General features: G+C 72.9%; 24 protein-coding genes and 1 riboswitch. Of the genes, 12 read left to right on the top strand and 12 right to left on the bottom strand.

Going from position 1 to position 21,669, the window contains the following annotated elements:
- Positions 1-75: 75 nt before the first annotated feature.
- Entirely contained in the window at positions 76-537 is a 462-nt protein-coding gene (locus tag ACZ63H_RS00210) for a nuclear transport factor 2 family protein (protein ID WP_469860632.1), read from the top strand.
- Here the strand turns inward: ACZ63H_RS00210 and rocD are convergent, their stop codons facing one another.
- Entirely contained in the window at positions 538-1,749 is a 1,212-nt protein-coding gene (rocD, locus tag ACZ63H_RS00205) for an ornithine--oxo-acid transaminase (protein ID WP_469860630.1), read from the bottom strand.
- 102 nt (positions 1,750-1,851) lie between these two features.
- Positions 1,852-1,941: riboswitch (ZMP/ZTP riboswitch) on the top strand.
- Positions 1,942-1,974: 33 nt separating this feature from the next.
- On the opposite strand from rocD, the gene ACZ63H_RS00200 reads away from it, so the two are divergent.
- The 3 genes from ACZ63H_RS00200 to ACZ63H_RS00190 all read left to right on the top strand — a co-directional run bounded on the left by ACZ63H_RS00200 (position 1,975) and on the right by ACZ63H_RS00190 (position 5,284).
- The gene (locus tag ACZ63H_RS00200) at positions 1,975-3,429 is read left to right on the top strand and encodes a glycine hydroxymethyltransferase (RefSeq protein WP_469860629.1); all 1,455 of its coding nucleotides are present in this window, start codon (positions 1,975-1,977) and stop codon (positions 3,427-3,429) included.
- A 115-nt stretch (positions 3,430-3,544) separates the two neighbouring features.
- Complete coding sequence (gene trpS, locus ACZ63H_RS00195) at positions 3,545-4,555, top strand: tryptophan--tRNA ligase (RefSeq protein WP_469860627.1); 1,011 nt, start codon at positions 3,545-3,547, stop codon at positions 4,553-4,555.
- Between the two features lie 147 nt (positions 4,556-4,702).
- On the top strand, positions 4,703-5,284 hold the full coding sequence (locus tag ACZ63H_RS00190; RefSeq protein WP_469860625.1) for a 2'-5' RNA ligase family protein: 582 nt from the start codon (positions 4,703-4,705) through the stop codon (positions 5,282-5,284).
- A 17-nt stretch (positions 5,285-5,301) separates the two neighbouring features.
- Here ACZ63H_RS00190 and ACZ63H_RS00185 read toward each other — a convergent pair whose 3' ends face one another.
- Entirely contained in the window at positions 5,302-6,057 is a 756-nt protein-coding gene (locus tag ACZ63H_RS00185; RefSeq protein WP_469860623.1) for an SDR family NAD(P)-dependent oxidoreductase, read from the bottom strand.
- A gap of 85 nt (positions 6,058-6,142) precedes the next feature.
- Between ACZ63H_RS00185 and ACZ63H_RS00180 the strand changes: the two genes are divergently transcribed.
- Positions 6,143-7,060, top strand: coding sequence for a YihY/virulence factor BrkB family protein (locus ACZ63H_RS00180; protein WP_469860621.1), 918 nt, complete (start codon positions 6,143-6,145; stop codon positions 7,058-7,060).
- Here ACZ63H_RS00180 and ACZ63H_RS00175 read toward each other — a convergent pair.
- Positions 7,008-8,282 carry a D-alanyl-D-alanine carboxypeptidase family protein gene (locus ACZ63H_RS00175; protein ID WP_469860619.1) on the bottom strand — a complete coding sequence of 425 codons (1,275 nt, stop codon included), beginning with the start codon at positions 8,280-8,282 and terminating at the stop codon, positions 7,008-7,010. The two genes, ACZ63H_RS00180 and ACZ63H_RS00175, sit on opposite strands and share 53 nt — an antisense overlap.
- On the opposite strand from ACZ63H_RS00175, the gene ACZ63H_RS00170 reads away from it, so the two are divergent.
- Positions 8,281-8,520 (top strand): SCO4848 family membrane protein, encoded by a 240-nt coding sequence (locus tag ACZ63H_RS00170; RefSeq protein ID WP_030600834.1) that lies wholly within the window; start codon positions 8,281-8,283, stop codon positions 8,518-8,520. The genes ACZ63H_RS00175 and ACZ63H_RS00170 overlap by 2 nt on opposite strands.
- Before the next feature lie 142 nt (positions 8,521-8,662).
- On the opposite strand, the gene ACZ63H_RS00165 is transcribed toward ACZ63H_RS00170, so the two are convergent.
- From ACZ63H_RS00165 to ACZ63H_RS00125, 9 genes are all read right to left on the bottom strand, one after another.
- Positions 8,663-9,409 carry a TetR/AcrR family transcriptional regulator gene (locus ACZ63H_RS00165; RefSeq protein ID WP_469860617.1) on the bottom strand — a complete coding sequence of 249 codons (747 nt, stop codon included), beginning with the start codon at positions 9,407-9,409 and terminating at the stop codon, positions 8,663-8,665.
- 10 nt (positions 9,410-9,419) lie between these two features.
- Positions 9,420-9,938: a thiol-disulfide oxidoreductase DCC family protein gene (locus tag ACZ63H_RS00160; RefSeq protein ID WP_469860615.1), complete on the bottom strand. Its 519-nt coding sequence runs from the start codon at positions 9,936-9,938 to the stop codon at positions 9,420-9,422.
- The gene (locus ACZ63H_RS00155; protein WP_469860613.1) at positions 9,935-10,342 is read right to left on the bottom strand and encodes a hypothetical protein; all 408 of its coding nucleotides are present in this window, start codon (positions 10,340-10,342) and stop codon (positions 9,935-9,937) included. The genes ACZ63H_RS00160 and ACZ63H_RS00155 overlap by 4 nt, the downstream gene beginning before the upstream one ends.
- A gap of 87 nt (positions 10,343-10,429) precedes the next feature.
- Positions 10,430-10,840 (bottom strand): VOC family protein, encoded by a 411-nt coding sequence (locus ACZ63H_RS00150; protein WP_469860611.1) that lies wholly within the window; start codon positions 10,838-10,840, stop codon positions 10,430-10,432.
- Positions 10,841-10,986: 146 nt separating this feature from the next.
- Positions 10,987-11,766, bottom strand: a complete 780-nt coding sequence (locus ACZ63H_RS00145) for a succinate dehydrogenase iron-sulfur subunit (protein WP_469860609.1) — start codon at positions 11,764-11,766, stop codon at positions 10,987-10,989.
- The gene (sdhA, locus tag ACZ63H_RS00140) at positions 11,766-13,520 is read right to left on the bottom strand and encodes a succinate dehydrogenase flavoprotein subunit (RefSeq protein ID WP_469860607.1); all 1,755 of its coding nucleotides are present in this window, start codon (positions 13,518-13,520) and stop codon (positions 11,766-11,768) included. Before sdhA ends, ACZ63H_RS00145 begins: the two co-directional genes overlap by 1 nt.
- A gap of 19 nt (positions 13,521-13,539) precedes the next feature.
- Entirely contained in the window at positions 13,540-14,022 is a 483-nt protein-coding gene (locus tag ACZ63H_RS00135; RefSeq protein ID WP_469860605.1) for a succinate dehydrogenase hydrophobic membrane anchor subunit, read from the bottom strand.
- A 5-nt stretch (positions 14,023-14,027) separates the two neighbouring features.
- Complete coding sequence (gene sdhC / locus ACZ63H_RS00130) at positions 14,028-14,408, bottom strand: succinate dehydrogenase, cytochrome b556 subunit (protein WP_469860603.1); 381 nt, start codon at positions 14,406-14,408, stop codon at positions 14,028-14,030.
- Between the two features lie 215 nt (positions 14,409-14,623).
- Positions 14,624-15,172 carry a 2-oxo-4-hydroxy-4-carboxy-5-ureidoimidazoline decarboxylase gene (locus ACZ63H_RS00125; RefSeq protein WP_469860601.1) on the bottom strand — a complete coding sequence of 183 codons (549 nt, stop codon included), beginning with the start codon at positions 15,170-15,172 and terminating at the stop codon, positions 14,624-14,626.
- Between the two features lie 200 nt (positions 15,173-15,372).
- Between ACZ63H_RS00125 and ACZ63H_RS00120 the strand changes: the two genes are divergently transcribed.
- The 6 genes from ACZ63H_RS00120 to ACZ63H_RS00095 all read left to right on the top strand — a co-directional run bounded on the left by ACZ63H_RS00120 (position 15,373) and on the right by ACZ63H_RS00095 (position 21,426).
- Positions 15,373-17,019 (top strand): beta-N-acetylhexosaminidase, encoded by a 1,647-nt coding sequence (locus tag ACZ63H_RS00120; protein ID WP_469860959.1) that lies wholly within the window; start codon positions 15,373-15,375, stop codon positions 17,017-17,019.
- Positions 17,020-17,290: 271 nt separating this feature from the next.
- Complete coding sequence (locus tag ACZ63H_RS00115) at positions 17,291-17,869, top strand: hypothetical protein (RefSeq protein WP_469860599.1); 579 nt, start codon at positions 17,291-17,293, stop codon at positions 17,867-17,869.
- A 268-nt stretch (positions 17,870-18,137) separates the two neighbouring features.
- On the top strand, positions 18,138-18,449 hold the full coding sequence (locus ACZ63H_RS00110; RefSeq protein ID WP_469860598.1) for a hypothetical protein: 312 nt from the start codon (positions 18,138-18,140) through the stop codon (positions 18,447-18,449).
- A gap of 150 nt (positions 18,450-18,599) precedes the next feature.
- A complete protein-coding gene (locus ACZ63H_RS00105; protein WP_469860597.1) occupies positions 18,600-19,235 on the top strand; it encodes an RNA polymerase sigma factor in 636 nt (211 codons plus the stop codon).
- A 347-nt stretch (positions 19,236-19,582) separates the two neighbouring features.
- Positions 19,583-20,245, top strand: a complete 663-nt coding sequence (locus ACZ63H_RS00100) for an RNA polymerase sigma factor (protein WP_469860596.1) — start codon at positions 19,583-19,585, stop codon at positions 20,243-20,245.
- The gene (locus ACZ63H_RS00095; protein WP_469860594.1) at positions 20,245-21,426 is read left to right on the top strand and encodes a hypothetical protein; all 1,182 of its coding nucleotides are present in this window, start codon (positions 20,245-20,247) and stop codon (positions 21,424-21,426) included. Before ACZ63H_RS00100 ends, ACZ63H_RS00095 begins: the two co-directional genes overlap by 1 nt.
- Positions 21,427-21,669: the final 243 nt, after the last annotated feature.

Below are 21,669 nucleotides of genomic sequence, written 5' to 3'. Positions count from 1 at the left end.
ACGTCGAGAACGGTCGTTCTCTACCTTAGCGGCACCGATGGAGAACGACCGTTCTCGACCGCCGAGGAGACCGCCGTGCCCGAAGGCCGCCCGCCCTGCCCGCCGTTCACCCTGGAAACCGCCCGGCAGAAGGTCCAGGCCGCCGAGGACGCCTGGAACACCCGCGACCCCCACCGGGTGGCCCTCGCCTACACCGAGGACTGCGTCTGGCGGAACCGGGACCGCTTCCTCGCCGGCCGGGAGGAGATCGTCGCCTTCCTGACCGGGAAATGGCGCCGCGAGCTGGACTACGCGCTGCGCAAGAGCCTGTGGAGCTTCCACGAGGACCGCATCGCCGTCCGCTTCCAGTACGAGTGCCGCGACACCGGCGGCCAGTGGTGGCGCTCCTACGGCAACGAACTGTGGGAGTTCGACGAGCACGGCCTGATGCGCCGCCGCGAGGCCAGCATCAACGACGTGGCCATCGGGGAATCCGACCGCCGCATCCTCGGGCCCCGGCCCGCCGCCGAGCACGGCATCGACCTCCCCCTGCGCTGATCACGCCCCGGACAGCACCGTCCGCAGCTGCTCCACCCCCCACTCCAGGTCCTCCTCGCCGATCACCAGCGGGGGCGCGAGACGGACCGTCGACCCGTGGGTCTCCTTCACCAGGACCCCACGGGCCAGCAGCCGCTCGGCGATCCGGTGCCCGGTGCCCACCGCGGGGGAGACGTCCACCCCGGCCCACAGCCCCCGTCCGCGCACCGCCGTCACCCGGCCCGTGCCCGGCAGCTCGCCCAGCAGCCGGTGCAGCCGTTCGCCCAGCCGGGCCGCCCGCTCCTGGTACTCCCCGGTCCGCAGCAACGCGATCACCTCCAGCGCCACCGCGCAGGCCAGCGGGTTCCCGCCGAACGTCGACCCGTGCTCGCCCGGCCGGAACACCCCGAGCACCGCCGCGCTCGACACCACCGCCGACACCGGCACGATCCCGCCGCCCAGCGCCTTGCCCAGCACGTACGCGTCCGGCACGACCCCCTCGTGCTCGCACGCGAAGGTCCGCCCGGTCCGGCCCAGCCCGGACTGGACCTCGTCGGCGACGAAGAGGACGTTCCGCTCCCGGGTCAGCTCCCGCACCCCCGCCAGGTAACCGGCCGGCGGCACGATCACCCCCGCCTCGCCCTGCACCGGCTCCAGCAGCACCGCCACCGTGTTCTCCGTCAGCGCCGCCCGCATCGCGGTCAGATCCCCGTACGGCACGATCTCGAACCCCGGGGTGTACGGCCCGAAGTCCGCCCGCGCCCCGGAGTCCGTGGAGAAGCTGATGACGGTCGTCGTACGGCCGTGGAAGTTGCCGGCCGCCACGACGACCTTCGCCATCTCCGCGGGCACCCCCTTCACCCGGTACCCCCACTTCCGGGCCGCCTTGAGCGCGCTCTCCACCGCCTCCGCGCCCGTGTTCACCGGCAGCACCATCTCCATCCCGCACAGCTCGGCCAGCCGGGCGCAGAACGCCCCGAACCGGTCGTGGTGGAAGGCGCGGGAGGTCAGCGTCAGCCGCTCCAGCTGCCGCCGGGCCGCCTCCACCAGCCGCGGATGGCCGTGCCCGAAGTTGAGCGCCGAGTAACCGGCCAGCAGGTCCAGGTACCGCCGCCCCGCCACGTCCGTCACCCACGCCCCCTCACCCGTGGCGAGCACCACCGGCAGCGGATCGTAGGTGGGCGCGCAGTGCGCGTCGGCGAGGGCGATGAGGTCTTCTTCGGCAGCGGTCACGGACTCTCCCGGATCGGTCCGGATACGACGACGACCTCCTTCTTAACCCCGCTCGCATGGTGGACGCGGGATCTTCCCCGCCCGGCGCGCCCGGTAGGCTGAGAGCCGGGCCGTGACTGGCGCGCTGGGATGGGACGGACCATCAGGGAGCGGCCCGAGCGGTAAAGAGTGCCGTGCGCCTGGGCCGAACGTGAACGCTGTACGCACATCGTCCGGAGGTCCCCGATGCCCGAGAACGCCGCCCCCCTCTCCACCGAGTCCACCGCCTTCCGCGCCGCCCTCGACGTCATCCGCGCCGTGGAGCCGCGCGTCGCCGACGCCATCGGCCAGGAGGTCGCCGACCAGCGCGGAATGCTCAAACTGATCGCCTCGGAGAACTACGCCTCCCCGGCGACCCTGCTCGCGATGGGCAACTGGTTCAGCGACAAGTACGCCGAGGGCACCGTCGGCCGCCGCTTCTACGCCGGCTGCCGCAACGTCGACACCGTCGAGGCCCTCGCCGCCGAACACGCCCGCGAACTCTTCGGCGCCCGCCACGCCTACGTCCAGCCGCACTCCGGCATCGACGCCAACCTCGTCGCCTTCTGGGCCGTCCTCGCCGACCGCGTCGAGGTCCCCTTCCTGGAGAAGGCCGGCGCCCGCCAGATCAACGACCTCACCGACGCCGACTGGGCCGAGCTGCGCCAGGCCTTCGGCAACCAGCGCATGCTCGGCATGTCCCTGGACGCCGGCGGCCACCTCACCCACGGCTTCCGCCCGAACATCTCCGGCAAGATGTTCGACCAGCGCTCCTACGGCACCGACCCCGCCACCGGCCTGATCGACTACGACGCGCTGCGCGCCCAGGCCCGCGAGTTCAAGCCGCTGATCATCGTCGCGGGCTACTCCGCGTACCCCCGGCTGGTGAACTTCCGGATCATGCGCGAGATCGCCGACGAGGTCGGCGCCACCCTCATGGTCGACATGGCCCACTTCGCCGGCCTCGTCGCCGGCAAGGTCCTCACCGGCGACTTCGACCCGGTCCCGCACGCCCAGATCGTCACCACCACCACCCACAAGTCCCTGCGCGGCCCGCGCGGCGGCATGGTGCTGTGCGACGACTCCCTCAAGGACCAGGTGGACCGCGGCTGCCCGATGGTCCTCGGCGGCCCGCTCCCGCACGTCATGGCCGCCAAGGCCGTCGCCCTCGCCGAGGCCCGGCAGCCCGCCTTCCAGGACTACGCCCAGCGCATCGTCGACAACTCCCGCGCCCTCGCCGAGGGCCTGACGCGCCGGGGCGCCACCCTCGTCACCGGCGGCACGGACAACCACCTCAACCTGATCGACGTCGCCACGTCCTACGGCCTCACCGGCCGCCAGGCCGAGGCGGCCCTGCTCGACTCGGGCATCGTCACCAACCGCAACGCCATCCCGGCCGACCCGAACGGCGCCTGGTACACCTCCGGCATCCGCGTCGGCACCCCCGCGCTGACCACCCGCGGCCTCGGCACGGCGGAGATGGACGAGGTGGCGGCGCTCATCGACCGCGTGCTGACCACCACCGAGGCGGGCACCACCAAGTCCGGCGCCCCCTCCAAGGCGAGCCACGTCCTCGACGAGAAGGTCGCCCAGGAGATCGCCGGGCGCGCCACGGACCTGGTCGCGGGCTTCCCCCTCTACCCGGAAGTCGACCTCGGCTGAGACACCCCGCAAGGGGCGCGGGGCCGCGTGCGGCATGCGGCCCCCGCCCGGGCGTGACCGGCCCGCGGTTCCCCACCCGCCGAACCCGCCCCGTGCCTCTGCGACAATAAGGGGTATGGCTGACCGACCTCGCGTGCTCTCCGGCATCCAGCCCACGGCTGGCTCGTTCCACCTCGGCAACTACCTCGGCGCCGTCCGCCAGTGGGTGGCCCTGCAGGAGTCCCACGACGCCTTCTACATGGTCGTCGACCTGCACGCGATCACGGTCCCGCAGGACCCGAAGGAGCTGCGCGCCAACACCCGCCTGGCCGCGGCCCAGCTGCTGGCCGCCGGTCTGGACCCCGACCGCTGCACCCTCTTCGTGCAGAGCCACGTCCCCGAGCACGCCCAGCTGGCCTGGGTCATGAACTGCCTCACCGGCTTCGGCGAGGCGTCCCGCATGACCCAGTTCAAGGACAAGTCCGCCAAGCAGGGCGCCGACCGGGCCTCCGTCGGCCTGTTCACCTACCCGGTCCTCCAGGTCGCGGACATCCTGCTGTACCAGGCCCACGAGGTGCCCGTCGGCGAGGACCAGCGCCAGCACATCGAGCTGACCCGCGACCTCGCCGAGCGCTTCAACGGCCGCTTCGGCGACACCTTCACGATCCCCAAGCCGTACATCCTCAAGGAGACGGCGAAGATCTACGACCTCCAGGACCCGACGATCAAGATGAGCAAGTCGGCGTCCACGCCGAAGGGCCTGATCAACCTCCTGGACGAGCCGAAGACCACGGCCAAGAAGGTGAAGAGCGCGGTCACCGACACCGACACGGTGATCCGCTACGACACCGGGAACAAGCCGGGCGTCTCCAACCTCCTGACCATCCACTCCACGCTCACCGGCAAGAGCATCGCCGAGCTGGAGCAGGAGTACGAGGGCAAGATGTACGGCGCCCTCAAGACCGACCTCGCCGAGATCATGGTCGAGTTCGTCACGCCGTTCCGCGAGCGCACCCACCAGTACCTGGACGACGCCGAGACGCTGGACTCGATCCTCGCCAAGGGCGCCGAGAAGGCGCGCGCCGTCGCCGCCGAGACCCTCGCGCAGGCGTACGACCGCGTGGGCTTCCTGCCCGCCAAGCACTGAGGCGTACGACCGCACGAATCCGCGTGGGCAGAGCGCTGCACATCACTTCCGCCGCGCCTGCCCACGGGACACCCGTGGCCGTACAGTCGATGCCAACGGCCGGACGAGACGGCCGAGACGACGACAGACCCGACGACAGGAGACGACGTGGGGACCGTAACGATCGGCGTGTCGATCGCGGTCCCGGAGCCTCACGGCAGCCTGCTCCAGGAGCGGCGCGCGGGCTTCGGCGACGCCGCGGCTCACGGCATCCCCACCCACGTCACGCTGCTGCCGCCGACCGAGGTGGACGAGGCCGGCCTGCCCGCGGTCGACGCGCACCTGTCCGAGGTCGCCGCGGCGGGCCGCCCGTTCCCGATGCGGCTGTCCGGCACCGGCACCTTCCGGCCGCTGTCGCCGGTGGTCTACGTCCGCGTCGCCGAGGGCGCCGAGGCGTGCGCCCGGCTCCAGCAGCGGATCCGGGACGCGTCGGGGCCGGTGGCGCGCGAGCTGCTCTTCCCGTACCACCCGCACGTCACCGTCGCGCACGGCATCGAGGAGGCGGCGATGGACCGCGCCTTCGAGGAACTGGCGGACTACGAGGCCGCGTGGCCGTGCACCGGCTTCGCGCTGTACGAACAGGGCGCCGACGGCGTCTGGCGCAAGCTGCGCGAGTACACCTTCGGCGGGCCGGTCGTACCGGTCCAGCCGGGCCACGCGGACGTGTGCGCCCCGCGCGTCGCGCCGTGACGCGCGCCCGGGGGGCGCTACAGCGGCAGGCGCCGGAACAGCGCCCGGGGCGCGTGCCGTAGCGCCGTCGTCAGCAGACGGAGGGAGCCCGGGACCCAGACCGTCTCCGCGTCGCGGCGCAGGCCCAGTTCGACGGCCGTGGCCACCGCCTCCGGGGTGGTGGCCAGCGGGGTGCGCGCCCGTCCCGCCGTGCCCTGGGTGCGGACGCAGCCGGGGCGTACGACCATGACCCGCGCGCCCGTCCCGTACAGGGCGTCGCCGAGGCCCTGGGCGAACACGTCGAGGCCGGCCTTGCTGGAGCCGTAGATGAAGTCGGCGCGGCGGGCGCGCTCGGCGGCGGCGGAGGACAGCACGACGAGCCACCCGTGGCCCTGGGCCTGGAGCGCGCGGCCGGCGACCAGTCCCGCCGAGACGGCCCCCGTGTAGTTGGTCTGGGCGACCCGCACCGCGCGGACCGGGTCGCGTTCGTCGTGCGCCTGGTCGCCGAGGACGCCGAAGGCGAGCAGCACCATGTCGACCGGGCCGTCGGCGAACACCTTGCCGAGGACGCCCTCGTGGGTCTCGGGGGCGAGCGCGTCGAAGGCGACGGTGTGGACGTCCGCGCCGAGTGCCCGCAGGCTCCCGGCCGCGTTCTCCAGCGCGAGGGAGGGCCGCCCCGCCAGCCACACGGTGCGGGTGCGGCGGGCGATCAGACGGCGCGCGGTGGCCAGCCCGATCTCGGACGTGCCGCCGAGGACGAGCAGGGACCGGGGCAGTTCGGTGGCATCCTTCATGACAGATGACCGTATCGCTCGCATATGACCGTTCCGGCGAAGAAACGCGGTGTTGGTATCCCGGCGCAGCGGGCAGAGTCGGATCATGGACTGGCTGAAGAAGCTGCCCGGTATCGGGCCGGTCGTCACCCGCCTGACGATCACCCACGCGTGGCGGTGCTACGAGCGACTGGACCGGGTGAAGTGGACCCGGCTGGCCGCCGCCATGACGTTCGTCAGCTTCGTGGCGCTGTTCCCCCTGCTGACCGTGGCCGCCGCGATCACCGCCGGCACGCTCGGCCCGGCCCGCCAGAAGACCGTGGAGCAGCGGATCGCCGACCAGTTCCCGGGGCTGTCCGACCAGTTGGACCTCAGCTCCCTGGTGGACAACGCGGGCACCGTCGGGGTCATCGCGGGCGCGGCGCTGCTGTTCACGGGCATCGGCTGGGTCGGCCAGGTGCGGGACTGCCTGCGGGCGGTCTGGGAGCTGCCGGACCAGGACGAGAACCCGGTCCTGGCCAAGGTGAAGGACACCGTCATCCTGCTCGGCCTCGGCGGCGCCCTGCTGGTCACGCTCGCCGCGTCCACCCTCGCCTCGGCCGCCGTCGGCCTGGTGTCGCGGCAGTTCGGCCTGGACGAGCACGGCTGGGGCAGCGCGCTGCTCCAGCTCGCCGCCTTCGTCGTCGCCGTGCTCGCCGACTTCCTGGTCCTGCTCTACGCCCTGACCCTGCTGCCCGGGGTCGAGCCGCCGCGCCGCCGCCTGCTGGTCGCCGCCCTCCTCGGCTCGGTCGGCTTCGAACTGCTGAAGCTGCTGCTCAGCGGCTATGTCCAGGGTGTGGCCGCGAAGAGCATGTACGGCGCGTTCGGGGTCCCCGTGGCCCTGCTGCTGTGGATCAACTTCACTGCCAAGATCGTGCTGTTCTGTGCCTCCTGGACGGCGACGGGGAGCAAGGAGACCGAGGTCGGGGACGTCAGGGACGGGACCGGCGGCGCATCAGGTCCGGCAGCGGCCACCGCCGGTTGACCAGGAACACCCCGCCGCCGAGCAGCGCCAGCAGTCCGCCCGCGACGGCCAGCGCCGTGCCGACGCCGCTGGAAGCGGAACCGGTGGGGGCGCCGGCCGCCGCCTTCGCCCCCGGCGCGCCGGCCGTGCCGGACGACTGCTGCGGGCCCGCCCCCGGGGAGGCGCCGGCGGCCGGCCCGGCGGAGGCCGATCCGGCGCTCCGCGGCGGCACCAGCTCGCCCACCGGGTTCACCTTGCCCACCGCCTGGAAGCCCCAGTCGAACAGCTTCGCGGTCTCCTTGTAGACCTCGTTGTGCTCGTGCTTCTCCGGGTTCATCACGGTGACCAGCAGCACCTTGCCGCCGCGCTCGGCGACCCCGGTGAAGGTGGCGCCCGCGTGGGTGGTGTTGCCGTTCTTCACCCCCGCGATGCCCGGGTAGACCGGAACGTCGCTGTCGCCGCTCAGCAGCCGGTTGGTGTTGCGGATCTCGGTCGGGCCGATCTTGGCGTCGACCGTCGAGCAGTAGTCGCGGAAGTCCTTCTTCTGCAGGCCCGAGCGGGCGAACAGCGTCAGGTCGTACGCCGAGGACACCTGGCCCGGCGCGTCGTAGCCGTCGGGCGAGACGACCCGGGTGTCCAGCGCCTGGAGTTCCTCGGCGTGCTCCTGCATGTCCTCGACGGTCTGTTCCACGCCGCCGTTCATCGCGGACAGCACGTGGACCGCGTCGTTGCCGGACTTCAGGAACACCCCGAGCCACAGGTCGCGCACGGAGTAGGTGGAGCCCTCCTTGATCCCGGCCACGCTGGAGCCGGCGCCCACCCCTTCGAGGTCCGCCGGTGTCACCTTGTGCCGGGTGTCCTGGGAGAACCGGGGCAGCACGGTGTCCGCGAACAGCATCTTCAGTGTGCTGGCCGGGGGCAGTGCCCAGTGCGCGTTGTGCGCGGCCAGGACCTGGCCGGACTCGGCGTCGGAGACGATCCACGAGCGGCCGGTCAGCCCCTTGGGCAGCACCGGGACCCCGGGGGCGAGGTTGACCTGCGTGCCGGGCATTCCGAGCCGGGCGCCGCCGAGGGTGGACATCCGCGCCGGGGGCGTGGCCGTCGGGCTCGTCGTGGGGGCCGGCGCGGCCAGGGCGGCGGGCGCGGTGACGGACAGGGACAGCACGGTGGCGGAGGCGACCAGCAGGGACCGCCGCCCACCCCCGGCACGGACCCGGACACCGGACGGCGATACTGGACTCATGAAGCTCAGCCGCCCTGTCTCCTGGTTCCTGCTCGCCTTCGGGGTGTGGAGCTGGGTCATCTGGGTCACTTTCGTCAAGAATCTCGTCAAGGACGGCAGCGGTCTCGCCTTCGACGACGGTCACCCGACCGCGTACTTCTGGGTGCACCTGCTGCTGGCGGTCGTTTCCTTCGTATTGGGGACGGTCATCGGGGTCATCGGGTTGCGCGGGGTGCGCGCACTGCGCCGAAACTCATAGCGGGCACACGGAGACCCCCGCGTCCGCAAGGGCGCGGGGGTGTGCGGGCCGCGGCCGATCCGCTCGGCCGGACTTCTCCGGGCCGGCCCCGATGATCCGCGGTGTGCCCGTGTCCCTTCCCCGCGCCTTCACCCGGGAGCGGTCACCCGCTCTTCCCGCCCCCGCGCCCCGGGTCCGGCAGGACCCTCGTCATGCCCGGCAGGAAGTCCGTGAACAGTTCGTGGACCTCCATGACCAGCGGGCGCAGCACCCGGAAGCGGGCCAGGGCCACCCCGCGCGCGGTCAGCCGGGCCCCGCGCCGCGCGAGCCGGTAGCTGCGCTCGCGGTTCTCCGTGCGGTCGAAGATCCAGTACAGCACCAGGCCCATCTGCGAGAGCCACATCAACTCCGGCAGGACGACCCGCAGTTCCGGGGCCACCTTGGACTTGGAGCCGGCCAGCACCTGCCGGTGCACGCTGATGGCCTGCTCGCGCGCGTGCTCGCTCTCCGGCGAGAAGGGGCTGAGCGGGCTGTCGGGATCGGCGGCGTTCTTGAAGAACTGGACCGCGAACTCGTGGTACGGCCGGGCGATGTCCAGCCACGCGGTCAGCACCCCCGCGAGCCGCGCCTCCAGGTCGGTCTCCCGCTCCAGCACCGACCGGACCGCCGCTTGGTGCTCGGCGGCGATCCGGTCGTAGAAGCCCTGGATCAGGTGTTCCTTGCCCTCGAAGTAGTAGTAGGCGTTGCCGACGGAGACCCCCGCCTCCTTGGCGATGGCCCGCATGGTCGTCTTGTCGTAGCCCCGCTCCTGGAACAACCGCATCGCGGTCTCCAGGATCAGCGCGCGGGTCTGCTCGGACTTGCTGCTCTGGGGGCCGGCCGCCTCGGGGCCGTCGTTCTTCGCGGGCACGGTCAAGAGCCTAACGACTGGCCGGGGCGGTCCCCGCGCGGGACGGCGGCGCGTAGGTCCAGCCGGTGCGCGGGTGGTAGGACCAGCCGTCGGACCGCCGGTAGACCCGCCCGCCCCACTGCGGGCCCGGCCCCTGGGGGCCCCGCCACTTCGCCGCGCGGAGCACGGCGCCGCGGGCCGCCTTCGCGCCGGCCGGGGTGGCGAGCCGGTGGGCGAGCGGACGGTGCTCGCGCAGGGCCCACAGGACGACGATCCAGGCGCGCGGGCCCCGGTAGACCTGCCCCGAGTCGCCGACCACGGTGATCTCCTCGCGGCTGACGGAGAGGTCGAGCCCGGGGAACCGGGCGCGGGCGGCGGCCGAGCCGGCCGGCAGCGGCTCCAGGGGCACCAGCCGGGGCTGCCGCGCCAGCCAGCCGCTCAGGTGGGCGCCCACGGCGGTCCGCTCGTCGTACAGGACGGTCAGCCCGCGGACCGGGACGCCGGCGGCGTCCCGGCCCGGGGCGGTGGCCGCGCGGGTCACGCCGGTCACCGCCCGGCCGTCGGCGCGACCCACTCCTGCGGGGCGACCGGGGGCAGCTGACCGCGCTCCATGATCCCGCGCCGGCGGATCCGGTTGAGGACGTAGACGTTGCCGAGGTGCATCGCGCCGAGGACGAGCAGGACCACGCCCAGCTTGGTCGACAGGGCCTCGAAGACGCCGCGGGTGTCCTCGATCGTCTCGTCACCGCTCAGGTACAGCGCCACGAAGCCGAGGTTGACGAGGTAGAAGCCGACCACCAGGAGGTGGTTGACGGCGTCCGCGAGCTTCTCGTCGCCGTGCAGGACGTCGGCCAGGAAGATCCGGCCGTTGCGGCTGAGCGTGCGGGCCACCCAGACGGTCAGCGCGATGCTGACGACCAGGTAGATGACGTAGGCGATGACGGTGCGGTCCATGCCCCACCCCTTCTTGAACGCGTTCAAAACGCTGACAGGGATGACTGTAGACCTGTTTTTGAACGCGTTCAACCGAGGGACGGGTGCTCAGTTCCGGCGGGCCAGGGAAGGGCGTTTGGTGTAGTCCGTGAAGCCGAGGACGTTGCCCCAGGGGTCGGCGATCTCCACGGTCCAGCCGGTGGCGCCCTGTCCGATCTCGTCCAGCGGCGGGATCCCGGCGGCGGCCAGCTCCCGCGCCGCCGTCCGCGCGTCCGGCACCTCCAGCCAGACCCGCGGCGAGGGCCAGTGCGGCGGCCGGTGCCCCAGCCCCTCCTCGGCGCGCAGCAGGATGCCGGGCGTCTCCGCGCCGACCTTCAGCAACGCGATCCCGGCCTCGTCGAGCCGGAAGCCCACGGCGAACCCGGCCCGCTCGTAGAAGGCGACGGCCTCGCCGAGGTCGCCGACGGGAAGCAGCACATTGTCGAACCCGAGCAGTTCGTACGACTCTTCGTCTGACATGTCGTCACATTAGGATCCCGGACCCCGCGAATCGAGGAGCCCCACCGGAAGGGACTCCGGCGGGGCTCGGCGGGGCGGGTCGCGCGGCACACGCACGAGGGCCCCGCTCCTGGGCGGAGCGGGGCCCTCGGGGGTGCCGTCGCGGGTCAGTAGCGGCGCGTGATCAGGGCGCGCTTCACTTCCTGGATGGCCTTCGTGACCTCGATGCCGCGCGGGCAGGCGTCCGTGCAGTTGAAGGTCGTGCGGCAGCGCCACACGCCGTCGCGGTCGTTCAGGATCTCCAGGCGCTGCTCGCCCGCCTCGTCACGGCTGTCGAAGATGAAGCGGTGGGCGTTCACGATCGCGGCCGGACCGAAGTACTGGCCGTCGTTCCAGAACACCGGGCACGAGGAGGTGCAGGCCGCGCAGAGGATGCACTTCGTGGTGTCGTCGAAGCGCTCGCGGTCCTCGGCGGACTGCAGCCGCTCACGGGTCGGCTCGTTCGTCTCCTTGGTGACCAGGAACGGCATGACGTCCCGGTACGCCTGGAAGAACGGCTCCATGTCCACGACCAGGTCCTTCAGGACCGTCAGGCCCTTGATGGGCTCGACCGTGATCGGCTTCTCGGGGTTGATGTCCTTGATCAGCGTCTTGCAGGCGAGGCGGTTCTTGCCGTTGATCCGCATCGCGTCCGAGCCGCAGATGCCGTGCGCGCACGACCGGCGGAAGGTGAGGGTGCCGTCGATGTCCCACTTGATCTTGTGCAGACCGTCGAGGACCCGCTCCTTGGGGTCGATCTCCAGCTGGAAGTCTTCCCAGGTGGCCTCCGCCGAGACCTCCGGGTTGAACCGGCGGACGCGGAAGGTGACCGTGATGTAGGGGGAGTCGGCGAAGCCGGGCTCGGGCCGGCCGGCCGCGTCCGCCTTGTCCAGAACAGGGGTAGCCATCAGTACTTACGCTCCATCGGCTGGTAGCGGGTCTGGACGACCGGCTTGTAGTCGAGACGGACGGTTTCCGAGCCGTCGGCGCCGACCTCGCGGTACGCCATGGTGTGGCGCATGAAGTTGACGTCGTCGCGGTTCGGGTAGTCCTCGCGGTAGTGACCACCGCGGGACTCCTTGCGGGCGAGGGCCGAGACGGCCATGACCTCGGCCAGGTCGAGCAGGTTGCCCAGCTCGATCGCCTCAAGGAGGTCCGTGTTGAAACGCTTGCCCTTGTCCTGGATCGCCACGTTCTTGTAGCGCTCCTTGAGCTCGGCGATCTTCTCGACCGCCGTCTTGATCGTCTGCTCGGTGCGGAACACCATGACGTTGGCGTCCATGGTCTCCTGCAGCTCGCGGCGCAGGGTCGCCACCCGCTCGTTGCCGGTGGAGGTGCGCAGCCGCTCGATCTGCTCGACGACGAAGGACTCCGGCGTCTCGGGCAGCTCGACGTAGTCGGCCTTGGCCGCGTACTCGGCGGCGGCGATGCCCGCGCGGCGGCCGAAGACGTTGATGTCCAGCAGCGAGTTGGTGCCGAGGCGGTTGGCGCCGTGCACGGAGACACAGGCGACCTCGCCGGCCGCGTACAGGCCCGGGACGACCGTGGTGTTGTCCGCCAGGACCTCACCCTCGACGTTCGTCGGGATGCCGCCCATCGCGTAGTGCGCGGTCGGCTGGATCGGGATCGGGTCCGTGTACGGCTCGATGCCGAGGTAGGTCCGCGCGAACTCGGTGATGTCCGGGAGCTTGGCGTCCAGCTGCTCCGGCGGCAGGTGGGTCAGGTCCAGGTACACGTGGTCGCCCTCGGGACCGCAGCCGCGGCCCTCGCGGATCTCCGTGTAGATGGAGCGGGACACGACGTCACGGGACGCCAGGTCCTTCATGACGGGAGCGTACTTCTCCATGAAGCGCTCGCCGTCCTTGTTGCGCAGGATGCCGCCCTCGCCGCGGGCGCCCTCGGTGAGCAGGATGCCCATGCGCCAGATGCCGGTCGGGTGGAACTGGAAGAACTCCATGTCCTCCAGCGGCAGGCCGCGCCGGTAGACCGCCGCCTGGCCGTCACCGGTCAGGGTGTGGGCGTTCGACGTCACCTTGAAGAACTTGCCGGTGCCGCCGGAGGCGTAGATCACGGACTTCGCCTGGAAGACGTGGATCTCGCCGGTCGCCAGCTCGTAGGCGACGACACCGGCGGAGCGCTTGACGCCGTCGACCTCGGTGATCAGCTGGTCCAGGACGTAGAACTCGTTGAAGAACTCCACGCCCTCCTTGACGCAGTTCTGGTACAGCGTCTGGAGGATCATGTGGCCGGTGCGGTCCGCGGCGTAGCAGGACCGGCGGACCGGGGCCTCGCCGTGGTTGCGCGAGTGGCCGCCGAAGCGGCGCTGGTCGATGGTGCCGTTCGGGGTGCGGTTGAACGGCAGGCCCATCTTCTCCAGGTCGAGGACGGCGTCGATGGCCTCCTTCGCCAGGATCTCGGCGGCGTCCTGGTCGACCAGGTAGTCACCGCCCTTGACCGTGTCGAAGGTGTGCCACTCCCAGTTGTCCTCCTCCACGTTGGCGAGCGCGGCGGCCATGCCGCCCTGCGCGGCGCCCGTGTGGGAGCGGGTGGGGTAGAGCTTGGTCAGGACCGCGGTGCGGCTGCGCTTCGTCGCCTCGATGGCGGCGCGCATGCCCGCGCCGCCGGCGCCGACGATGACGGTGTCGTACTTGTGGATCTTCATGATTCTCGCAGCCCCGTGCCTAGCGGATGTTCGGGTCGAAGGTGAAGATCACCAGCGTGCCCAGCAGGATGGTGAACACCGTGGCGGTGTAGAGCAGAGCCTTCAGCCACAGCCGGCCGGCCGGCCGCTCCGCGTAGTCGTTGATGACCGTGCGCAGACCGTTGGCGCCGTGCAGCATGGCCAGCCACAGCATGACCAGGTCCCAGACCTGCCAGAACGGGGACGCCCAGCGGCCGGCCACGAAGGCGAAGCCGATCTTGGAGACTCCACCGTCCAGCACCAGCTGGATGAGCAGGTGGCCGAGGACGAGGACGACCAGCACGATGCCGGACAGGCGCATGAACAGCCACGCCGCCAGCTCGAAGTTGCCCCGGGTCGACTTCGGGGTCTTCTTGGTGCGCTTGCGCGGGGCCTCGATCAGCGGGGCGGGATGATCGACGGTGTAGACGGGGGCGCCCTCGACGGGGCCCACTCCGGAGGCCGTGGTTTCAGTCGTGGACATCGGCGTCAGCTCCCAAAGAGGACTCGGTAGGCGTGGCCGAGAACCGGGTAGATCGCCCCGATCATCAGGACGAGCCAGACGATCATCACGGTCCAGAACATCTGCTTCTGGTAGCGCGGGCCCTTCGACCAGAAGTCGACGGCGATGACACGCAGGCCGTTGAGCGCGTGGAAGAGGATGGCGGCGACGAGGCCGTACTCCAGCAGCGCGACGATCGGCGTCTTGTACGTGGCTACGACCTTGTCGTAGTCCTCGGGGGAGACACGCACGAGAGCGGTGTCCAGCACATGAACGAACAGGAAGAAGAAAATGAGGACGCCGGTGACTCGGTGAGCCACCCAGGACCACATTCCTTCCCGGCCGCGGTACAGCGTTCCAGCCGGCACGGAAGAACCCTCCGGGAGCGGGGACTAGGGCCGCGCCGGCTTCACTGTCGGTCGGGCCCGGCCGGGTACGGTCCACCGGCCCTCTGCATGGTATCCACGTGCCGCCGTGCCGCTTACAGGGGGCCTACCTTGTGTGATCAATTTGGCACGCGGTTGGGCTAGCGGGGGCGGGCGCCGGGTCGCCGGCCTCCGTCATGCGCCGGGGGCGAATGTGTTCATTTGCCGGGTGTGGGGGCGTTTGTGCTGGTCGTACGGGCCCCCGTGCCGCCGAGCAGGAGCCGCAGCCGTCCCCGCGCCAGGCGCCGGAGCTCCTCCGCCGCCGTCACCCGTTCCTCCTCGGGATCGTTCGCCAATCGTGACCGGATCGCTTCGAGGATGCGGTCGAGCCCCTCGTCCGGAGGCACATCGCCCAGGTAGATGACGAACGCGTGCCCGAACCGGGCTTCGTAGGCCGCGTGGGCCGCGCTCCAGGCCATGTGGGCGGCCGAGTAGATGTCCTCCGGCAGCTCGGGGAGGGACTCGCCGGCCAGGGCCTGCGACAGGTCGGCCGGGGAGAGGTCGTACGCCGCCTCGTCCGCCGCGGCCAGCAGGGCGTCCAGGTCGGGGTACGGGCGGTGCGCGGCGAGCCGGTCCGACCAGCGCGGGCTGTGCAGACAGTGCAGGAGCAGGGCGCGCGCCTCTTCGGCGGCGGCGGTGTTGAAGGCGTCGAGCGGCTTGGGGAGGGAGGGCAGCGAATGGCCGGGCAGCGTGGGACCTCGCGTCACAGGGGGTGCGGCTGGGGATTGTGTGAAGGATGTGAGTGTCGTCAGGTTATCGAGAGTGGTCATACGGCGTCCGAGCGATAACCGAATTTCACTCGAACGGCAGAGTTTCGCGTCGTCCGGCTGACCGCTGAACCGGGTAACGGTCGTACGTTGTCAAGGTGACCCAGCACAGGCACAGGCGCCGGGACCAGGCGCGACAGGTGACACGGAAGCGGGCGGTGACGGCCGTCGCCTTCGCCGGGACGGTCGCGCTCGGCGCGGGCTTCGGCGTGTGGGCCTCGGCCGACGGCGGCGGCCCCGCGGCGCACACCGCCCGGCAGTCCTCCTCCGGCAGGGTGGCCGCCACCCGGGCCGAGCCCACGGCCCCGGACGGCCCCTCGGCGGCTCCGACCCCGAGTCCGAGCCCGAGCCCGAGCAGGACGTACCCCCTCTCCCGGGCGCCGCGCACGATACCCGCGGTCCGCTCCCACACCCCGGCGCGCGGCCCCGGCTGGCGGCCCCGGCCCGGGGCGCGGGTGGTGGTGGCCGACCCCGCGCTCGCCGACGAGGGACGGCTGATAGCCGGGGAGCTGGGACTGGCGTACGCGGGGCAGGGGAACGACGCCCGGGCGGGCGACGTCCGGCTCGCGCTCGGCGGCGGGGGCGGGAACCAGGAGTCGTACACCCTGACCGTCCGCGACGGCCGCGTCGACATCAGCGGGCCCGGCGAGGCCGGCGTCTTCTACGGCACCCGCACCCTCAAGCAGGAGGTCCACGGCGGCGGCACGGCACCGGAGGGCGTCGTGCGCGACCGGCCGGCCAAGCCGGTGCGCGGATTCATGCTGGACATCGCGCGCAAACCGTTCTCCGCGTCCTGGATCGAGGACCGGATACGCGAGCTGGGGGACCTGAAGTTCAACGAGCTGGGCCTGCACTTCTCCGACGACCAGGCCTTCCGGATCCAATCCGACAGCCACCCCGAGATCGTCTCCGCCGACCACCTGACGAAGGCGCAGGTCAAGAAGATCGTGGCGCTCGCGGACAGCCGGCACATCACCCTCGTGCCCGAGATCGACTCCCCGGGACACCTCGGCGCGGCCCTCGCCGCCCACCCCGACCTGATGCTGCGCAACGCGAGCGGGGCGGTGACACGCGGCGCGATCGACATCTCCAACCCCGCCTCGGCCAGGCTCGTCGACGACCTGCTGAACGAGTACGCCGGCCTGTTCACCGGCGGCCGGTGGCACCTGGGCGGGGACGAGTACCAGGCGCTGACCGTACGGGACCCGCAGGCCTCCTACCCGCAGCTGGCCGCCGCCGCGCGGCGCGCGTACGGGCCCGGCGGGACCGTCGCCGACCTCACCACCGGCTGGCTCGACGCCCGCGCCGCCACCGTCCGCGCCCACGGCAGGACCGTACGGGCCTGGAACGACGGCTTCTTCCGGAACACCTCCGTGCGGCCCGACCCGAAGCTCCAGGTCGCCTACTGGACCGGCAAGGAGATCGGCGCCCGGCCCCCGGCCGAGTACCTGGGTGCCGGCCGCCAGGTGCTCAACTACAACGACGAGTTCCTCTACTACGTGCTCGGCCAGCCGCAGACCTTCGTCTACCCGACCGGGAAGCGGATCTACGAGCAGTGGACCCCGCGGGTGCTGCGCGGCACGACCGCCGTGCCCGCCCGCTACGACGGGCAGATCCTCGGCGGGTCGTTCGCGGTGTGGTGCGACCTCCCGCACGCGCAGACCGAGGCCCAGGTCGCCGCCGGGATCCGGATGCCGCTGCGGGCCACCGTGCAGAAGCTGTGGGACCCGGACAGCCCCGCGCTGTCCTGGACGGAGTTCCGCGAACTGGCGGACCGGCTCGGCTGAGACCCGGGTGGACGCGCGGCGTCCGCCCGTGTGTTCCGGCACCCGCGCGCACGTCGGACGTACGCGCGGGTGCCGCCGACGGCGCCCCGGCGCCCGGCCGCGCTCGGGCCGCGACGGTGGGCGAACCGGACAGGGTCCGCTCGGGCGAGGTGCCCTTGCCGGAATCGGAGTCTGGCTGAAAACCCGCGCTGTGACACTCCCGCCCCGTCGCACGCAGTAAGGGGAAACGCGGGCTCCGTACCGGTCGGTGCCCTGGCGAGGGAGGCTTTCCATGAGCCTGGTGGAACTGATCGCGCAGGCCGACGAACGCGGACTGGCCGCCGGCGGACTGGCTTGTTTGGATCGGTGCCTTCCGCTGCTCGGCGGTGGTGACGCGCTGCTGCGCCCGCTGTGGACGAGCCTCGCCGACGGCTCCGACTGGGCCGCGGACCTCACCCGGGTGCGCGAGGCGCTCGGTGCCGGACGGCCCGCCGGCGACGAGGCCGCGCTGCTCGTCCACCGCATGCTGGAGTCCGCCCCGGCCGAGCGCACCGCCGGCGCGGTACGGCCCTGGGCCGACGCCTGCTCGGCCGCCTCGCTGCGCGTCCACCGGCTGCTGGACCCGGCGGCCCCCGCCGGCCACGACCGGCCGGACCTGGCGGACCCGGCCCTCCTGCCGCCACTCGCCGCCGCCGAGCTGCGCCGTCAGATCACCGTCCTGGAACTCCTCGCCGGGCACGGCGCCCAAGGGCTGCGCCGGGCGCTGGAGGTGTCGGTGGAGGGCCGCCGGGTGCTGCGCGCGGTGGTCTCACGGCGGGCGCGCGGCACGGCCGAGCCGGGGTCGCGCACCCTGGCGGGACCGGCCCTGTGACCTTCGTGCGATGGACGTGGGGTGGTCCTGCGGCGGTTGGCGAAACGTTTGGCGAAACGGGCCGGAACCCGGTGACGCGACCCCGCCCCCGCTCGCTCTTCCCTATGTGACAGCCCACGTGACAGCCCCAGTGACAGCCGCTGCGACCGGCCGGGCCCCGGCCGGTGCGACAGCTCATCCGACGGCCCGGTACGGGACGGCACGACCGGAGGCCAGGCCGCGGGTCGCGGCGGAACCCGCGCGCTGGGCGGCGGACGCGGTGGCGGCGATGCGTGAGGGCGCCCGGGTGCGGCTCGACTACTCGGCGCGGAGCCTGTGGCGGGTGGACCGGATGATCGAGGAGATACGCCGGGAGCGACCGCCGTACGCCGCCGTCCGCGGTGTCCTGCGCGGCTTCGGCGCCTACGCCGGCGAGGTCGTCGTCCGCCAGACCGGCGCCGAGTGGTGGGCGACGGGCGGCGAACACTGGGTGCGCACCCCGGACGGCCGGCTGTGGGACCCCATCGACGAGGCCCGCCGCTGCTACGGCGGTCACGGCTCGCTCCGGCTGCTGTGCCGGGAGGCGACCACCCACCCCTGAGACCGGCCGGGCGGGACGCCGTCCGGCTGTGACACTTCCGCCGGGACCGGCGCTGATGATCGTGAAGGGCGACCGACACGGCCGGAGCGTGTCGCGCCGCGAGGCAGGCGCCACGCAGTGGCCAGGAACTCGGCACGAACGAGGACGGTCTTGGGCCAGGGAGGGGTACCCCGCCGCCCGCAGCCGCGGGACGAGGAGCTGGGCGCGGCCGTCGCGCGGGCCCAGGACGGTGACGAGACCGCCTTCGCGGTGGCCTACCGGATCGTGCACCCCGGACTGCTGGGCTATCTGCGGGGCCTGGTCGGCGAGGAGGCGGAGGACGTCGCCTCCGAGGCATGGCTGGAGATCGCCCGGGACCTCGGCCGGTTCCGGGGCGACGGGGCCGGCTTCCGCGGCTGGACCGCGACCATCGCCCGGCACCGCGCGCTGGACCACCTGCGCCGGCAGCGGTCCCGGCCCCGGCCCGCGCCGCTGGAACAGGACGCCCTGGACCTGCCCGGCCGGCACAGCACCCACGACCAGGCCATGGAGTCGCTGTCCACCGCACGGGCGCTGGAGCTGGTGCGCGCGCTGCCCCGGGACCAGGCCGAGGCGGTGCTGCTGCGGGTGGTCGTCGGCCTCGACGGCCCGGCCGCCGCCCGTGTCCTCGGCAAACGCCCCGGCGCCGTGCGCACGGCCGCCTACCGGGGCCTGCGCCGCCTGGCCCACCGGCTGGCCGCCGACGGCACGCGGGAGGCAGGCTCCGGACGCGGGGTGCGGGTCCGGGACGGGGACGAGCCGGGCTGAACGGCGCGGCGGCCGGCGGCGCGCGTACGCGCCCCCGCGCCGGAGGGGCGGTTCGCCGCCGGGCCGCGGACCGGGCGCGCCGCCGCGGTCGCCAAGGCGAACGGCCGGGGCCGCCACCCCCCACAGGAGAGGCCCCGGCCGTCGCGCGGACGGGCCGAGCACGGCCCGTACTTCCTTCAGCGCCGTGCGTGCCGTTTCTGTCACACCCGGCCACGGCACGTCCTCACCGTGCGCACACGGTGCCCCGGTCACGAGTTAGTTGCATCTTTTACGGACATGGACGAGCGGCCCTTTCACGCCGTAACGTGCCTTTCGCGCCGACCGAAGACAGGCGTAAAGGGAGTGCGGTGCTGGGGGACGACGCGGAGCTGACCGCCGCCGTGCGCGCGGCACAGGGCGGGGACGAGACCGCGTTCCGCACGATGTACCGCGCGGTGCATCCCCGGTTGCTGGGATACGTCCGCACCCTCGTCGGCGACCCGGACGCCGAGGACGTCGCCTCCGAGGCCTGGCTCCAGATCGCCCGCGACCTGGACCGCTTCAGCGGCGACGCCGACCGGTTCCGCGGCTGGGCCGCCCGGATCGCCCGCAACCGCGCCCTGGACCACATCCGCATGCGCGGCCGGCGCCCCGCCATAGGCGGCGACGAGACCGAGCTGACCGGCCGGCCCGCGGAGTCCGACACGGCGGGCGAGGCCATCGAGGCCCTGTCCACCGACAGCGCCCTGTCCCTGATCGCCCGGCTCCCGCAGGACCAGGCCGAGGCGGTCGTCCTGCGCGTGGTCGTCGGCCTGGACGCCAAGACCGCCGCCGAGACGCTCGGCAAACGCGCGGGTGCCGTCCGTACCGCGGCGCACCGCGGGCTGAAACGGCTCGCCGAACTGATCGGCGCGGATCCGGAATCGGCGGGCGGACTCGACGCCCTCCCGCCACAGCGAGAACCGCGCCGTGGCGCGGTGACGTCCGCAACTGTGACGCATACGCGTGCGCGGACGCAGAAGGACATGTGATGGCCGACGAGCAGGGCAAGTGGCTGGACCGTGGGACGGCGGAACGTCTGCTGCGCGGCGAGTCGCCGGAAGCCGTCGCCCCCGCCGCCCGTGACCAGGCCGAAGGCCTCTCCCGGGCGCTTCGCGCACTGTCCGCCGGGGCGGCCCCGGCCACGGGTGAACTCCCCGGTGAGCAGGCCGCCCTGGCCGCGTTCCGCAAGGCCCGCGAGGCCGCCGAGGCGGAGCGCACCGCCGCCGCGCACGCCCCCTCCGCCGCCCGCGCGCCGGCGTCCGGCGCCGACGCCGGTCTGATCCGCGTCACCGGCGCGGACCGTACCGGAATCCCGGCCCGGCGCCCCCGGCTGGTCCGCCCGGCGCGCCTGGCGCTCGCCGCCGCGCTGACCGTCGGCACCCTCGGCGGGGTCGCCGTGGCCGCGGGCAGCGGAGTACTGCCCACGCCGTTCGGCGATGCCGCGCCCCGCCCCGCCGCCTCCGCCACCACCGGTACCGCTACCGGACAGCCACTCGCCTCCGCGTCCCCGCCGGCCGCGCCGGACCCCGGTACGGGTCCCGGCGCCCCGGGTGCCGCGGGTACTCGGGGCGTCCGGCCCGAGGGGAGCGGCGGCAGCGGTCCCGGCGGGACCGGCCGGCCGGAAGACGGCCCCGGCCGGAGCACCGCGCCCGGCTCCGGCGCCCCCTCCGCGCACCCCGGCACCGGATGGCTCCGCCCCGCCGACGCCTGCCGTGCGCTGCGGGACGGCAAGGGCCTGGACGCCGGGCGCCGACGCGCCCTGGAAAACCTGGCGGGCGGCCCCGGCCGGACGACCCGCTACTGCGCGGTCCTGCTGGGCGACGGCGGCCACGCGCCCGGCACCGCGAACGGCCGGAGCGAGGACGCCGGCAAGCAGAAGGAGAAGAAACAAAAGAAGGAGCAGAAGAAGGAGAGGACGGACAAGGGCGGCAAGGGTGACAAGAGTGGCCAAGGGGGTGAGGGGGGTCGCCGGGACGGCGGCCGGGGTGGTGACGACGCCTCCGCCCCTCCCGGCTCCGGTCCCGGCCACGGCGGCCGGCACCGCGGTGGCGCCGCACCCGCCCCCCGTCCCTCCGCCTTCGCCCCCGACCCACCGCGCGGGAAGCGGCCGGACACCGCGCCGGACCCGGCCGGCACCGCGCTCCGACCGGCCCCGTCGGCACGCTCCTGACCTGCGGTTGCGCAGGCCGTAGAAAAATCTCCGCGTCAGGTGTGACGTTTTCGCGGTCCGTGACGCAGTACAGAGTGAGCCGACTGGTCATCGGCCGTCGCACGGAGCCGGGGTTCCCCCCGTACCCAAGGCTCGTGCACCCGGCGGGGGGGGGGGGGGGGGGGGGGGGGGGGGGGGGGGGGGGGGGGGGGGAGAGAGGGGAGGGGGGGGGGGGAGGGGGGGGGGGGGAGATCGGCAGTCCCC

This window comes from Streptomyces sp. NPDC104831, from assembly GCF_055583025.1.
Note: the sequence above shows the minus strand (reverse complement) of the source record. Positions and strands in the feature narration are given on the sequence as shown.